The sequence below is a fragment of the Cupriavidus pauculus genome (genome assembly GCF_008801835.1).
Classification (GTDB): domain Bacteria; phylum Pseudomonadota; class Gammaproteobacteria; order Burkholderiales; family Burkholderiaceae; genus Cupriavidus; species Cupriavidus pauculus.
In genome coordinates this window covers 129746-145169 of the sequence record NZ_VZOW01000006.1, presented here as the reverse complement: position 1 = coordinate 145169, position 15424 = coordinate 129746, and the positions used below count along the sequence as shown (strand labels likewise).

At 65.5% G+C, this 15424-nt stretch carries 13 protein-coding genes; 11 read left to right on the top strand and 2 right to left on the bottom strand.

Going from position 1 to position 15424, the window contains the following annotated elements; all coding sequences use genetic code 11:
• Positions 1–7 precede the first annotated feature (7 nt).
• The 4 genes from aspS to F7R19_RS09670 all read left to right on the top strand — a co-directional run bounded on the left by aspS (position 8) and on the right by F7R19_RS09670 (position 4301).
• Positions 8–1816 carry an aspartate--tRNA ligase gene (gene aspS, locus F7R19_RS09685; RefSeq protein WP_150980112.1) on the top strand — a complete coding sequence of 603 codons (1809 nt, stop codon included), beginning with the start codon at positions 8–10 and terminating at the stop codon, positions 1814–1816.
• Positions 1817–2012: 196 nt separating this feature from the next.
• Complete coding sequence (locus F7R19_RS09680) at positions 2013–2966, top strand: hypothetical protein (protein ID WP_061958641.1); 954 nt, start codon at positions 2013–2015, stop codon at positions 2964–2966.
• Between the two features lie 106 nt (positions 2967–3072).
• Positions 3073–3549, top strand: coding sequence for a dihydroneopterin triphosphate diphosphatase (nudB, locus tag F7R19_RS09675; protein WP_061958640.1), 477 nt, complete (start codon positions 3073–3075; stop codon positions 3547–3549).
• A complete protein-coding gene (locus F7R19_RS09670; RefSeq protein WP_061958639.1) occupies positions 3546–4301 on the top strand; it encodes an endonuclease/exonuclease/phosphatase family protein in 756 nt (251 codons plus the stop codon). The genes nudB and F7R19_RS09670 overlap by 4 nt, the downstream gene beginning before the upstream one ends.
• Positions 4302–4316: 15 nt before the next feature.
• On the opposite strand, the gene mobB is transcribed toward F7R19_RS09670, so the two are convergent.
• Positions 4317–4829 carry a molybdopterin-guanine dinucleotide biosynthesis protein B gene (gene mobB, locus F7R19_RS09665; RefSeq protein ID WP_150980160.1) on the bottom strand — a complete coding sequence of 171 codons (513 nt, stop codon included), beginning with the start codon at positions 4827–4829 and terminating at the stop codon, positions 4317–4319.
• 94 nt (positions 4830–4923) lie between these two features.
• Between mobB and clsB the strand changes: the two genes are divergently transcribed.
• From clsB to F7R19_RS09630, 7 genes are all read left to right on the top strand, one after another.
• Positions 4924–6273, top strand: a complete 1350-nt coding sequence (clsB, locus tag F7R19_RS09660) for a cardiolipin synthase ClsB (protein ID WP_150980111.1) — start codon at positions 4924–4926, stop codon at positions 6271–6273.
• A gap of 388 nt (positions 6274–6661) precedes the next feature.
• The gene (locus F7R19_RS09655) at positions 6662–7252 is read left to right on the top strand and encodes a TetR/AcrR family transcriptional regulator (protein WP_008645958.1); all 591 of its coding nucleotides are present in this window, start codon (positions 6662–6664) and stop codon (positions 7250–7252) included.
• An 86-nt stretch (positions 7253–7338) separates the two neighbouring features.
• Positions 7339–9126 (top strand): acyl-CoA dehydrogenase C-terminal domain-containing protein, encoded by a 1788-nt coding sequence (locus F7R19_RS09650; RefSeq protein WP_061954703.1) that lies wholly within the window; start codon positions 7339–7341, stop codon positions 9124–9126.
• Positions 9127–9294: 168 nt separating this feature from the next.
• A complete protein-coding gene (locus F7R19_RS09645; RefSeq protein WP_150980110.1) occupies positions 9295–11721 on the top strand; it encodes a 3-hydroxyacyl-CoA dehydrogenase/enoyl-CoA hydratase family protein in 2427 nt (808 codons plus the stop codon).
• Positions 11722–11742: 21 nt separating this feature from the next.
• Positions 11743–12942, top strand: a complete 1200-nt coding sequence (locus F7R19_RS09640) for an acetyl-CoA C-acyltransferase (RefSeq protein WP_150980109.1) — start codon at positions 11743–11745, stop codon at positions 12940–12942.
• Positions 12943–13065: 123 nt separating this feature from the next.
• Positions 13066–14022, top strand: coding sequence for a DegV family protein (locus tag F7R19_RS09635; protein ID WP_150980108.1), 957 nt, complete (start codon positions 13066–13068; stop codon positions 14020–14022).
• A gap of 38 nt (positions 14023–14060) precedes the next feature.
• Positions 14061–14837 (top strand): enoyl-CoA hydratase, encoded by a 777-nt coding sequence (locus tag F7R19_RS09630; RefSeq protein WP_150980107.1) that lies wholly within the window; start codon positions 14061–14063, stop codon positions 14835–14837.
• 78 nt (positions 14838–14915) lie between these two features.
• Here F7R19_RS09630 and F7R19_RS09625 read toward each other — a convergent pair whose 3' ends face one another.
• A complete protein-coding gene (locus F7R19_RS09625) occupies positions 14916–15320 on the bottom strand; it encodes an acyl-CoA thioesterase (RefSeq protein ID WP_061954713.1) in 405 nt (134 codons plus the stop codon).
• Positions 15321–15424: the final 104 nt, after the last annotated feature.

The window sequence follows — 15424 nt, the reverse complement described above, 5'->3', positions numbered from 1 at the left end:
TCCTCCTATGTCCTCCATGCGTACTCACTACTGCGGTCTGGTGACCGAACAACTGATCGGCCAGGAAGTGGCCCTGACCGGCTGGGTGCAGCGCCGCCGCGACCACGGCGGCGTGATTTTCGTCGACCTGCGCGATCGCGAGGGCCTGGTGCAGGTGGTGTGCGATCCGGATCGTCCGGAAATGTTCAAGGCCGCCGAAGAGATCCGCAATGAGTTCTGCATCCGCGTGGTCGGCAAGGTCCGTCCGCGCCCGGCCGGCACCGAAAACAGCAACCTGACCTCGGGCAAGATCGAGGTGCTGTGCCACGAGCTGACCGTGCTGAACCCGTCGGTCACGCCGCCGTTCCAGCTCGACGACGACAACCTGTCGGAAACCACGCGCCTCACGCATCGCGTGCTCGACCTGCGCCGCCCGCAGATGCAGTACAACCTGCGCCTGCGCTACAAGGTGGCGATGGAAGTGCGCAAGTACCTCGATGCACAGGGCTTCATCGACATCGAAACGCCGATGCTGGGCAAGAGCACGCCCGAAGGCGCGCGCGACTATCTCGTGCCGTCGCGTGTGAATCCGGGCCACTTCTTCGCGCTGCCGCAGTCGCCGCAGATCTTCAAGCAGATGCTGATGGTGTCCGGTTTCGACCGTTACTACCAGATCACCAAGTGCTTCCGCGACGAAGACCTGCGCGCCGATCGCCAGCCCGAATTCACGCAGATCGACTGCGAAACGTCGTTCCTGACCGAACAGGAAATCCGTGACCTGTTCGAGGACATGATGCGCACCGTGTTCAAGAACGCCATCGATGTGGACCTCGACGCCAAGTTCCCGGTGATGGAGTTCCGCGAGGCCATGGCGCGCTTCGGTTCGGACAAGCCCGACCTGCGCGTGAAGCTGGAATTCACCGAGCTGACCGACGTGATGAAGGACGTCGACTTCAAGGTGTTCTCGGGCCCGGCCAACAGCGACAACGGTCGCGTGGTCGGCCTGCGCGTGCCCGGCGGCGGCGCCATCTCGCGCGGCGAGATCGAAGCGTACACGCAGTTCGTCGCCATCTACGGCGCGAAGGGCCTGGCGTGGATCAAGGTCAACGAAGTGGCCAAGGGCCGCGACGGCCTGCAGTCGCCGATCGTCAAGAATCTGCACGACGCCGCGATTGCCGAGATCCTGAAGCGCACGCAAGCCCAGGACGGCGACATCATCTTCTTTGGCGCGGACAAGGCAAAGATCGTCAACGACGCCATCGGCGCGCTGCGCCTGAAGATCGGCCATTCGGAATTCGGCAAGAGCACGGGCCTGTTCGAGGACACGTGGAAGCCGCTGTGGGTGATCGACTTCCCGATGTTCGAGTACGACGAGGACGACGCTCGCTGGGTGGCCATGCATCACCCGTTCACCAGCCCGAAGGACGAGCATCTGCAATATCTGGAAACCGATCCGGGCAAGTGCATCGCCAAGGCCTACGACATGGTTCTCAACGGCTGGGAAATGGGCGGCGGCTCGGTGCGGATCTACCGCGAGGACGTGCAGAGCAAGGTGTTCCGCGCGCTGAAGATCAACGACGAGGAAGCGCGCGCCAAGTTCGGCTACCTGCTCGACGCGCTGCAATATGGCGCGCCGCCGCACGGCGGCCTGGCTTTCGGCCTGGACCGTATCGTGACGATGATGGCCGGCGCCGATTCGATCCGTGACGTGATCGCCTTCCCGAAGACGCAACGCGCGCAGGATCTGCTGACGCAGGCGCCGAGCACGGTCGACGAGAAGCAACTGCGCGAGCTGCATATCCGCCTGCGCGCGCAGGAGCCGAAAACCACGGCCTGATCGCCTCGACCGATCATTTCGACCGCAAGCAGGAAAGCCGCGCCAGTGCGCGGCTTTTTTGTTTTGGTCGCAAGGATGCGTTTCTATTTGTTACCAGCCGGAACGAAGCGCTGGCCGGCAAGGTCTTCCTGCCTGATGCGCGACGTGGACCCCGAGGACATCCGAAGGGCGATCGCGACGAGGGAGGATAAGACCAATGAACTTCGAGCTCGATACCGAATTGATCCGCACCTTTGTGCTGGCCCATGCGGAAACCATTCTGACCTGGCTGGTGGCCGGTCTGGTGATGATGATGCTGGCGCGCTTCGAACTGCGCCGCGCGGTGCGCAAGTCCGCGAAGGCGATGTCCGAATCGGTCGCCACCACGGTGGCCGCGTGCGTGCCCGATGTCGCCCATGCGGTGCAGAACGCGTCGCCGCTGTATGCCGACGGTTCGCAGGGCGCCACGTCGATGGCCGCACAGCGTGCCGAGGCGCTGCGCAAGCTGGCGCTGGATACGGTGGCCACGGTAATGGCGCGGGGCCGCTGGCTCGAAGACGTCGGCAATCTGCGGCTGCCCGAGGATGCGTTGCTGTCCGGGCGCCGCGCCGGCGGGGCCGATCCGCTGCTGGTCGTGGCGCCGCAGCCGGTGGTGCAGGCCTACCTGAGCGCCCAGCGCACGTTCGACGACGAGGCTTCGCGGCTGCAGACCCATCGCCGCGAAGCCTTGCGCCTGCAGGAGGCGTTGCAGGCGTTGAACAGCGAGGTGGCGCATGTCGAACAGGAAACCGCCAGCATCGTGATGCGTTTCGAGCAGGTCAACGCGCAGGCCGCGCAAGGCGTGGAGGCCGGCGACTACCAGCGCTTCCTGATCCAGAAATACAACCAACTGGGCATTCGCGAAAAGGAGATCGCACACGAGCGCGCCGAACTGGCGGCGCAGGTGCGCGAAAGCACCGATGCGCTGGCCGAGCACGCGCATGTGGCGTCCCGACGATATACCGAGGCGCTGGCACCGCTGATGCAGCAGCTGCGTGCCGCGTGGGGACACGGCGATTCGCCCGAGGTGTTCGACACCTGGCTGCGCAATGCCCCGGCGTCGGCCCAGGCCGAGCCGTCCGGCAGCCACTATTTGCCGCCCAAGCAACCCGGCACGCACACTCTGGCGTGAGGCGGTGGCTGCGCGCCGCCTGATTCCGCATTGCGGTAAATCGGCCCGGCGCGCGCCAGTGGCGCCCCGCTGCGCTATGCTTGGGTCTGTCCATTCCCACGCCCCCATGCGCTACAAGATTCCAGAATCGGTGCTGGTTGTGATCCACACACCAGACCTGCAAGTCCTGTTGATCGAACGAGCCGACCGGCCCGGCTACTGGCAGTCGGTCACCGGCAGTCTCGACGCCGAGGATGAACCGCTGGCGGTCACCGCGGCGCGCGAGGTGGCCGAGGAAACCGGCATTGTTGCCAGCCGCTTTGCGCTGACCGACTGGCGGCACACGATCGACTACGAAATCTATCCCCAGTGGCGTCACCGCTACGCGCCCGGCGTCATCCGCAATACCGAACACTGGTTCGGGTTGTGTGTGCCGGAGCCGCTGCCGGTCACGCTGGCACCGCGCGAACATCTACAGTTCGAATGGCTGCCCTGGCAGGCTGCCGCCGAGCGCTGCTTTTCAGCGAGCAATGCCGAAGCCGTGCGACAGCTGGTATGGCGCACGGCTGCGCGCCAGGCCGTGACCGCGGGAGTCGCGCAATGAAGCTGCGCGTGGTGACCTACAACATTCACAAGGGCGTCAAGGGCTTCACCGGAAAGCCGCGTATCCAGAGCGTGCGCACCGGGCTGCAGGCGATGAACGCGGATATCGTCTTCCTGCAGGAAGTGCAGGATCGCAATGACCGCCTGATTGCCGCCGAATTGTTCGATCCGGACCACACCCAGCTCAACTATCTGGCGACCGACGCCTATCCGCACTCGGTCTACGGGCGCAACGCGGTCTATGAGCACGGGCATCACGGCAACGCGATACTGTCGCGCCATCCGATCGTGATGTCGGAAAACCTCGACATCTCCGATCATCGCTTCGAACAGCGCGGGCTATTGCACGCGGTGGCCGATATCCATGGCGTGGAAGCGCACTTGATCTGCGTGCATTTCGGCCTGTTCGCGCGCAGCCGCGTGCGTCAGGCCAGCGCGCTGGTCGATCGCGTGCGCGCCGTGGTGCCGGCCGATGCGCCGCTGGTGATCGCCGGGGATTTCAACGACTGGAACCACAAACTCGACGCGCGCATCTGCAACACGCTCGGCGCGGTGGAATCGGCGCATGCGCGCAATGGGCGCATTCATACTTTTCCGAGCCACATGCCGTGGTGGCAGCTCGACCGCATCTACGTGCGCGGCTTCGAGATCGAACGCTCGCAGGCGCTGACCGGGCGCGAATGGGCCGAGCGCTCCGATCACGTGCCGCTGATGGCCGAACTGGCGCATCGCGTGGCCATTCCCGAGGCCTGAGACTGGCTGCGCAGGTTAGTGGGACGCCAGGTAGTCGCGAATCCACGCGTAGATCGACTCGATATCGGCCAGGTCCAGCACCGGCAGCGCCGTCTGGCCGGCCACCTCGGCCACCGCGTCGCTGGCCACCGCCACCACGCCCGGCACTTCGGGCCACAGCGGGCCCTTGCCATGGGCCGGGCGATAGATCTCCAACTTCGGAAAATCGCTCCACTTGTAGCCTTCCACCACCACCAGATCGGTGTCGGGCGGCAGCACCGCCAACGCGTCAACGAGTTCCGGCGACTGCGCATGTTCCGGATAGTGTCGCATCAGCGTGAGATGGCGCGCGCCCACCAGCACCACGTTTTCGCAACCGCCTTGCCGCATGCGCCAGGAATCCTTGCCGGGGGTGTCGGGATCGAAGCCATGGTGGGTGTGCTTGATGCCGGCCACGCGCATGCCGTTGGCCACAAAGCGGGGAATCAGCTGGTCCAGCAGCGTGGTCTTGCCGCTTCCCGATGAACCGGTGATGCCGAATACCTTCACAATGCTTTCCCTGTTGGGCGTCAGAATGCGCTGACGATAGCAGAGTTGGTCCGGGCGATGTGCACAAGCCGCCCGTTGGCCGATAATCGAGTCCATGTCACGCCCCTACGACCGCGCAGAAGATCGTCCGCCCAATCCGCCCGACGTCGCGGCGGCGCCCGACCCGGCCGCCGGCCACGCCCGGACCGCATGGCCGCAGGGCGCCGGCGCCCAGGCGAAGGCGCGCCTGATGCGTTGGGTGCGGCGCCGCGGCAGCCCGGTGCCCGGCAACCGCGTCGATCTGCTGCGCAACGGCCAGGAGTTCTTCCCCGCGCTGATCGAGGCGATCGACAGTGCGCAGGTCCATGTCGTCGTCGAGACGTACATCTACGCCGACGACGCCGTCGGCGCGCGCGTGAGCGATGCGCTGATTGCGGCGGCGCAGCGCGGCGTCGATGTGCGGCTGGTGATCGACGGATTCGGCGCGGGCGATATCCCCGTCGCACTCGTGGAGCGCCTGCGCGCGGGCGGCGTGCAGCTGGAAATCTATCGGCCGCTGCGCGGCTTCAAGCTGGCGCGCCGGCATCTGCGCCGATTGCATCGCAAGATTGCGGTGATCGATGGCAAAGTGGCCTTCGTCGGCGGCATCAACATCATCGACGATCACAACCACGGCCCGGTCGAGCTGCCCGAACTGGGCCCGCGCTACGATTTCGCGGTGCGCGTGCGCGGCCCGCTGGTGGCGCAGATTGCCTTGGCGTCGGCGCGGCTGTGGTTTCGCATTGCCCAGCGGCGCAGCCTGAGCGAGACGGCCACGGCCTTTGCCGAGGTGGAAACGCTGACCCGCGCCGCGCGTCATGCGCGCAACGATATCCATGCCGACGGCGTGCCCGCCGCCTTGCTGCTGCGCGACAACCTGCGCAATCGCCGCACCATCGAACGCGAATACCTGTACGCGCTGGGCGCCGCGCGCAGCGACGTGATCCTGGCCAACGCGTATTTCCTGCCCGGACACAAGATGCGCCGCGCGCTGCTGGCCTGCCGCGAGCGCGGCGTGCGCGTGCGGCTGCTGTTGCAGGGGATGGTCGAGTACAAGCTCCAGCATTACGCCACCCATGCGCTCTATGCGCGCCTGCTGGAAGCCGGCGTCGAGATCTTCGAGTACGAAGCGAGCTTCCTGCATGCCAAGGTGGCGGTGGTGGACGACACGTGGGCGACCGTTGGCTCCAGCAACATGGATCCGTTCAGCCTGCTGCTGGCGCGCGAGGCCAATGTGGCGGTCTACGATGCGACCTTCGCCAATACGCTGCGCGCGCGCCTGGAACGCGCGATGGATCAGCGCAGCGCCCGCGTGATTCCGGAAGTCCACGCAAAGCTGCCGCGTTTGCGCCGTTTTGCCAATTGGGCCGCGTACTACGTGTTGCGTATGGGCGTCGTGATCGCGGGCGTGACCGGCCGCTACTGAACGCGCCGCAGGAGGCCACGGTAAGATGCTGGCCGGCCGGCGCTGCGACGCCGCACCAGACCCGCGCGAACCAGCGCGCAGGGCGCGATTTCACGCGGTTTTTAAGCCGATGCTGCATTGCGCCGCAAACGGGCCGTGCCGCGCCGCCCGTTTAGAAACACGGGTCTAATTAAAAGCTTGATGCAGATCGGCCCCGCCAGAATAATCTGAACGACCGTTCTTTTTTGGCTTAGACTTCGTGCATTTACGATGGCTTTTTGCTGTCGAATGTGCCTGCCGAAAGCAGCGTCAGGCCAGCAAACGCCCCTGTTTCGGGGGCGCAAGGAACGGAGAGAAAACCATGCGACACCAGTCAGTCCGTCTTGAATCCGCCGCCGCACCTACGCCCTTGCGCAAGGGCGAGATGACGCGCGTGGCGATTCTCGATGCCGCACTGGAACTGTCGTCCCGCGACGGGCTTGAAGGGCTGACCATCGGCCTGCTCGCGGAACGCATGCAGATGAGCAAGAGCGGCGTGTTCGCGCATTTTGGTTCGCGCGAAGACCTGCAGGTGGAAGTGGTGCGCGAGTATCACCGCCGGTTCGAGCAGGAGGTGTTCTACCCCTCGCTGCAGGAGCCGCGCGGTCTGCCTCGCCTGTGGTCGATGGTGCGGCGCTGGATGGAAAAGCGCATCCAGGAAGTGACCACCGGCTGCATCTACATCAGCGGGGCGGTCGAGTACGACGATCGCGCGGAAAGCCCGGTACGTGACGAACTCGTCAAGAGCGTGACAATCTGGCGGGCCGCGCTGATGCGTGCCATCGACCAGGCAAAGGAAGAGGGGCACCTGCGCGCGGATTGCGATCCGCGCCTGATGCTGTTCGAAATGTACAGCCTTGAACTAGGCTTGCATCACGACGCCCGTTTCTTGCGCCTGCCGGACAGTGCCGAGCTTGCCATGGTCGCGCTCAACAAACTGATTCAGTCTTACCGTACCTGAGCCGTCCGGCAACGGCCGCACCATGCCCCGGCAGGGGCGTGCGGCACGCGCGTGTGGCGGCATTGAAAACCTCCAAGGAGTCTTTGATGGGCCAGTACACCGCACCGTTGCGCGACATGCAGTTCGTGCTCCACGAACTGCTCGGCGCAGAAGCCGAACTCAAGGCGATGCCGCAGCACGCGGACATCGACGCGGACACCATCAACCAGGTCATCGAAGAAGCCGGCAAGTTCTGCGCGGACGTGGTGTTCCCGCTGAACCAGCCGGGCGACCGCGAAGGCTGCACCTACGTCGGCGATGGCGTGGTGCGCGCGCCCAAGGGCTTCAAGGAAGCCTACCAGCAGTACGTGGAAGCCGGCTGGCCGGCGCTGGCGTGCGATCCCGAATTCGGCGGCCAGGGCCTGCCGATCGTCGTCAACAACGCGCTGTACGAGATGCTGAACTCGGCCGGCCAGGCGTGGACGATGTACCCGGGCCTGTCGCACGGCGCGTATGAAGCGCTGCACGCACATGGCACGCCGGAACTGAAGCAGACCTACCTGCCCAAGCTGGTGTCGGGCGTGTGGACCGGCACGATGTGCCTGACCGAGCCGCATTGCGGCACCGACCTTGGCATCCTGCGCACCAAGGCCGAACCGCAGGCCGACGGCTCTTACGCCATCACGGGCACCAAGATTTTCATCTCCGCCGGCGAACACGACCTGGCCGAGAACATCATCCACCTGGTGCTGGCCCGCCTGCCGGACGCCCCGCAAGGCACCAAGGGCATCTCGCTGTTCGTCGTGCCGAAGTTCATCCCCGATGCCAGCGGCAATCCGGGCGAGCGCAACGGCATCAAGTGCGGCTCGATCGAGCACAAGATGGGCATCCACGGCAATGCCACCTGCGTGATGAACCTGGACGGCGCGCGCGGCTGGCTGGTCGGCGAGGCCAACAAGGGCCTGAACGCGATGTTCGTGATGATGAACGCCGCGCGCCTGGGCGTCGGCGCGCAAGGCCTGGGCCTGACCGAAGTGGCGTACCAGAATTCGGTCGCCTATGCGAAGGATCGCCTGCAGATGCGCGCGCTGACCGGCCCGAAGGCGCCGGACAAGCCGGCCGACCCGATCATCGTGCACCCGGATGTGCGCCGCATGTTGCTCACGCAGAAGGCCTATGCCGAGGGCGGCCGCGCCTTCAGCTACTGGACCGCGCTGCAGATCGACCGCGAGCTGTCGCATCCCGATGAAGCGGTGCGCAAGGAAGCCGCCGACCTGGTGGCGCTGCTCACGCCGGTGATCAAGGCATTCCTGACCGACAACGCGTTCACGTCGACCAACGAAGGCATGCAGGTGTTCGGCGGCCACGGCTACATCGCCGAGTGGGGCATGGAGCAATATGTGCGCGACGCCCGCATCAACATGATCTACGAAGGCACCAACACGATTCAGGCGCTGGATCTGCTGGGCCGCAAGATCCTCGGCGACATGGGCGCCAAGTTGAAGGCCTTTGGCAAGATCGTGCAGGAATTCGTCGAGGCCGAGGGCACCAACGAGGCGATGCAGGAGTTCGTCAACCCGCTGGCCGACATCGGCGACAAGGTGCAGAAGCTGACGATGGAAATCGGCATGAAGGCGATGGGCAACCCCGACGAAGTCGGCGCCGCGGCCGTGCCTTACCTGCGCGTCGTGGGCCATCTGGTGTTCTCGTACTTCTGGGCGCGCATGGCCAAGATCGCGCTCGAAAAGCAGGACAGCGGCGACAAGTTCTACGTCAGCAAGCTGGCTACCGCGCGTTTCTACTTTGCCAAGCTGCTGCCGGAAACCGCGGCGGAAATCCGCAAGGCGCGCGCCGGCAGCGCCACGCTGATGGCACTCGACGCCGACCTGTTCTGATCTGAACGACCGACGGCCGGCAGGGGTGGAGCGGTTGGCGGGCCATGCGTGGCGCGCCGTAACCCGAAGCCCTTGCTGCAACTGCCCTGCCGCCCGGACGGCAGGGACGCGAGCACACCGAACGCTCGAATACTTCTCTCCCAAACGCTCACTCTCCAAGGAGCGCGCATGTCCAATTTCATCGTCAAGAAGGTCGCCGTGCTGGGTGCCGGCGTCATGGGCGCGCAGATCGCCGCCCACCTCGTCAACGCCCGAGTGCCTGTGGTGCTGTTCGACCTGCCGGCCAAGGAAGGCCCGAAGAGCGGCATCGCGCTGCGGGCCATCGAAAACCTGAAGAAGCTGTCGCCCGCGCCGCTCGGCATCAAGGACGAAGCGGGCCTGATCCGCGCCGCCAACTACGAGGACGACATCGAGCTGCTCAAGGAATGCGACCTGGTGATCGAGGCGATCGCCGAGCGCATGGACTGGAAGCACGACCTGTACAGAAAAGTGGCGCCGCATCTGGCGCCCAACGCGATCTTCGCGACCAATACGTCGGGCCTGTCGATCACGGCGCTGTCCGATGGTTTCGACGACAACCTCAAGGCGCGCTTCTGCGGCGTGCACTTCTTCAATCCGCCGCGCTACATGCATCTGGTGGAACTGATCCCCACCGCCACCACGCAGCCCGAGATCCTCGACCGCCTGGAAGCCTTCCTGACCACGTCGCTGGGCAAGGGCGTGGTGCGCGCCAAGGATACGCCGAACTTCATCGCCAATCGCGTCGGCATCTTCTCGATCCTGGCCGTGTTTGCCGAAGCCGAGAAATTCGGCATTCCGTTCGATATCGTCGACGACCTGACCGGCACCAAGCTGGGCCGCGCCAAGTCGGCCACGTTCCGCACCGCCGACGTGGTGGGGCTGGACACCATGGCGCACGTGATCAAGACCATGCAGGACGGGCTCGCCAACGACCCGTTCGCGCCGGTGTACAAGACGCCAGCCGTGCTCAAGGGGCTGGTCGACGCCGGCGCGCTGGGCCAGAAGACCGGTGCCGGCTTCTACAAGAAGGAAGGCAAGCTGATCAAGGTGCTGGACGCCAAGACCGGCCAGTACGTGGAATCGGGCAAGAAAGCCGACGAGATCGTCGTGCGCATGCTCAAGAAGGATCCGGCCGAACGCATCAAGCTGCTGCGCGAATCGACCAATCCGCAGGCGCAGTTCCTGTGGGGCGTGTTCCGCGACGTGTTCCACTACATCGCCGTGTATCTGGAGCAGATCGCCGGTTCGGCGGCCGACATCGACCTGGCGATCCGCTGGGGCTTCGGCTGGAATTCCGGCCCGTTCGAAGACTGGCAGGCGGCGGGCTGGAAGCAGGTGGCCGAGTGGGTCAAGGAAGATATCGACGCTGGGCGCGCGCTGGCGAACGTGCCGCTGCCCGCGTGGGTGTTTGATGGCGCGGTGGCCGAGAACGGCGGCGTGCATGGCGCGCAGGGTTCGTGGTCGCCGGCCGCCAGCGCGTTCGTCAAGCGCGCCGACCTGCCGGTCTACGCGCGCCAGGTTTTCCGGGCCGCACTCAAGGGCACCGAAGCGGCCGATCCGCGCCGTGCCGGCAAGACCATCGAAGAGAACGACGGCGCGCGCATCTGGACCAGCGATGGCGCCGACGATGTGCTGATCATCTCGTTCAAGGGCAAGATGAACACGATCGGCCCCGACGTGCTCGACACCATCGTGCGCGCCGTGGAACTGGCCGAAGCCGAATACAAGGGACTGGTGGTGTGGCAGCCGACATCGCTGCAGCTGGGCGCGCCCGGCGGTCCGTTCTCGGCGGGCGCCAACCTCGAGGCCGCCATGCCGGCCTTCATGATGGGCGGTGCCAAGGGCATCGAGCCGTTCGTGAAGAAGTTCCAGGACACCATGATGCGCGTGAAGTACGCCGCGGTACCGGTGGTGCCGGCGGTGTCCGGCATCGCGCTGGGCGGCGGTTGCGAACTGATGCTGCATTCGGCCCGACGCGTGGTCGCGTTGGAAAGCTACGTGGGCCTGGTCGAAGTGGGCGTCGGCCTGGTGCCTGCCGGCGGCGGCCTCAAGGAAGCCGCGATTGCCGCCGCGCGGGCCGCACAGGCCGCCGGCAGCACCAACTACCTGAACTTCGTCACCAACCGCTTCCAGGCCGCGGCCATGGCGCGCGTGTCGACTTCGGCGCTGGAGGCGCAGCAGATTGGTTACGTCCAGCCGACCGATACGATCGTCTACAACGTCCACGAACTGCTGTACGTGGCGCAGAGCGAAGTGCGCGCGCTGGCCAACGCCGGCTATCGTGCGCCGCTGCCGGGCCAGCTGATTCCGGTGGCCGGCCGCTCGGGCATCGCCACGATCAAGGCGTCGCTCGTGAACATGCGCGACGGCAACTTCATCTCGGCGCACGATTTCCTGATCGCCACGCGCATTGCCGAAGTGGTCTGCGGCGGCGACGTGGAGGCAGGCTCGCTGGTCAGCGAGGACTGGCTGCTGGCGCTGGAACGCAAGGCATTCATTGACCTGCTGGGCAACGGCAAGACGCAGGAGCGCATCATGGGCATGCTGCAGACGGGCAAGCCGGTGCGCAACTGATCAGGCCAACGAGGAACCGACATCATGAAACAACTGCAAGACGCCTACATCGTCGCGGCCACGCGTTCGCCGATCGGCAAAGCCCCGAAGGGCGCGTTCAAGAACACCCGTCCCGACGATCTGCTGGCGACGATCCTGAAGGCCGCCGTGGCCCAGGTGCCGAGCCTGGACCCGGCGCTGATCGAGGACGCGATCGTTGGCTGCGCGATTCCCGAAGCCCAGCAGGGCCTGAACGTGGCGCGCATCGGCGCGCTGCTGGCGGGTTTGCCGAATACCGTCGGCGGCATCACGGTGAACCGTTTCTGCGCCTCGGGCCTGTCCGCGGTGGCCATGGCGGCCGACCGCATCCGCGTCGGCGAATCGGATGTGATGATCGCCGCGGGCGTGGAATCGATGAGCATGGTGCCGATGATGGGCAATTCGCCGTCGATGTCGCCGTCGATTTTCGAGCGCGACGAGAACGTCGGGATTGCCTATGGCATGGGCCTGACCGCCGAAAAGGTGGCCACGCAGTGGAAGGTGAGCCGCGAAGACCAGGACGCGTTTTCGCTGGCGTCGCACCAGAAGGCCATCGCTGCCCAGCAGGCCGGTGAATTTGGCGACGAGATCACCCCGATCGAAGTCGTCGAGAAATTTCCCGATCTCGCCACGGGGCAGGTCAGCGTCAGGACGCGCACCATCTCGCTTGACGAAGGGCCGCGCCCGGATACGTCGGCCGAAGGACTGGGCAAGCTGCGCGCGGTGTTCGCCAACAAGGGCAGCGTGACGGCCGGCAACAGCTCGCAGACCTCGGACGGCGCCGGTGCGCTGATCCTCGTTTCGGAAAAGATCCTCAAGCAGTTCAACCTGGTGCCGCTCGCGCGCTTTGTCTCGTTTGCGGTCCGCGGCGTGCCGCCGGAGATCATGGGGATTGGTCCGAAGGTGGCGATTCCCGCCGCGCTGAAGGCCGGAGGGTTGACGCAGGACCAGATCGAATGGATCGAACTGAACGAGGCATTTGCTGCGCAGTCGCTGGCGGTGATGCGCGATCTCGATCTCGATCCGTCGCGTGTGAACCGCATGGGCGGCGCGATTGCGCTGGGCCATCCGCTCGGCGCGACGGGCGCGATCCGCTCGGCAACCGTGGTGCACGCGCTGCGTCGCCACAACATGAAGTACGGCATGGTGACCATGTGCGTGGGAACGGGCATGGGCGCTGCTGGAATCTTCGAGCGCGTATAACAAAAACGCGCCGCAGGGACGGCCGCCTCACGGGCGAGCCGTCCCGACCTTCGATCAGATGAAGAAATGTATGGACACGAAGATGCCAACACGTTGACGCACTGACCCGGAGGAGAACAAGAAATGCAGGAGACAGCCATTCTGGCCGACGCGGCATGCGACATGCCGCGCACGCTGATGGACGCGTTGGGCGTCCGCACCATTCCGTTCCGGATTCGCGCTGGCGATCGCTTTGTCGCCGATACGCGCGACGAGGCGGCCTTGCCCGATCTCTATCAGCAGTATCTGGTCGGCAAGCAGGATCATTACGCCGAATCGATTCCGCTGCTCGAACGCGAACTCGAAGACCATCTGCTCAGGAACGTGGTGGCGCAATGCGACCGCGCGATCCTGCTGACCATCGCCAGCAGCCGCAGCAAGCTGTATGCGAACGCCACCGGCGCGGTGGTGGGCACGGTCGCGCGCAGTTTCAAGCTGCGCAAGGACGCGGGGCGCAGCGGGCTGTTCGATCTCACCGTGATCGACACCGGCGCGATCGGCCCGGGCCAGGCGCTGATCGTGCGCGAGGCCGCGCGCATGCTGGCAGGCGGGGCCAGCGCGGCAGCGGTGGTCGATGCGGTGGAAAATCGCCTGCGCGACGCGGCGCATATGTTCCTGATTCCCGACGAGCTGTTGTACATGTACACGCGCGCCAAGCTCAAGGGCGAGCACAGCATCACGTGGGGCCGCTATATGCTGGGCAGCGCATTCAATATCCGCCCGGTGATCCGCATGCATCGCGGCGCAACCGAGGCGATTGCCAAGGCGCGCGGCACCGACGAAGGCATCCGTCGCCTGTTGGGTCATGCCGAAGCGTGCATCCGCGCCGGATGCCTGATGACACCGACGATCGCAGCCGCCTATGCGGGCGACATCGATGACGTGACGGCGTGGCCGGCCTGGCAATCGCTGGCCGATGCGGCCGCCGCGCATGACGTAGAGCTGATGCTCGCGCCCATGAGCCTGACCGTCGCGCTCAATGTTGGCGCGGGCGCGTTCGGCTTGAGTTATCTTTCCGAGACGCCGCCACCGTTTGCGTGAGCGGCAAACATCGAATTCCCACTGGAGACGAGGAAGACATGAGCATTACCACCCGCATCGAGCAGGGCGTGCTGACCATTGGTTTCGATCGCATCGACAAGAAGAACGCCATCACCGCGGCGATGTACCAGACCATGGCCGATGCGCTGCGCGACGCCGAAGGCGACAACGCCGTGCGCGTGATCGTGATCGAGGGCAAGCCGGAAATCTTCACGGCCGGCAACGACCTCGAAGACTTCATGAAGCGTCCGCCCACCCATGAAGAAGGCGGCGCGCCCGCGCCGGTGTTTCAGTTTCTCCACGCCATCAGCCACGCCACCAAGCCCGTGGTGGCGTCGGTCAGCGGCGCGGCGGTGGGCATCGGCACCACGCTGCTGCTGCATTGCGATCTGGTTTACGCGTCGGACACCGCGCGGCTGTCGCTGCCGTTCGTGCAGTTGGGGCTGTGCCCGGAAGCCGCGTCGAGCCTGCTGCTGCCGCGCCTGGTCGGCTATCAGCGCGCCGCCGAGAAACTGCTGCTCGGCGAGGCATTCAGCGCGCAGGAAGCGCACGCCATGGGACTGGTGACGAAGGTGCTGCCCGCTGCGGAACTGGCGGACCACGTGCGTCAGCAGGCGGCCAAGCTGGCGGCGCTGCCGGCGTCTTCGCTGCGTGAAACCAAGCGTCTGATGAAGGGCGACGACACGCCGGCAGTCGAGAAGAAGATGGCGGAGGAAGGCGAGGTGTTCCGCCGCATGCTGCTGGCTGCCGAAGCGAAGGAGGCGTTCACCGCATTCTTCGAAAAGCGCAAGCCGGACTTCTCGAAGTTCGACTGAGCGTGCGGTCTTGCGCCGCAGGCAGCGCTGCGTCCCTGGCCTGCTCGGGCGAGGGACGCCTGCCTGTCGGCGCGTTGCTCAGGCCGTCGGCAATTCGCGCGGCGAGCGGCTTTCGTCGGTGGCCACATAGGTCAGCGTGGCTTCGGTCACCTTGACGATCTCATGGCTGTGCCGCATGCGCTGGGCGTAGACTTCGACCGACACCGTGATCGAGGTGCGTCCGGTCTTGACGATGTCCGCGTAGAAGCTGACCAGATCGCCCACAAACACCGGGTGCTTGAACAGGAACGAGTTGACCGCCACCGTGGCCACGCGGCCCTGTGCGCGCTCGACCGCGGGGATCGAGCCGGCAATATCGACCTGCGCCATGATCCAGCCACCGAACACGTCGCCGTGCACGTTGGCATCGGCGGGCATCGGCACCACGCGCAATGCGGGGTTCTTGCCGCGAGGAAGTTCGGAGATGGGGGCGGATGTGGACATGGTGTCGATCGAGGAGAGGGGGAAATACGGGGCGTTCATGGGGCGGGCGGGGCACGGTCTGCCGGACCTGGCGTTCTCTGCGACAATCGCGGCATTGGCCTGAA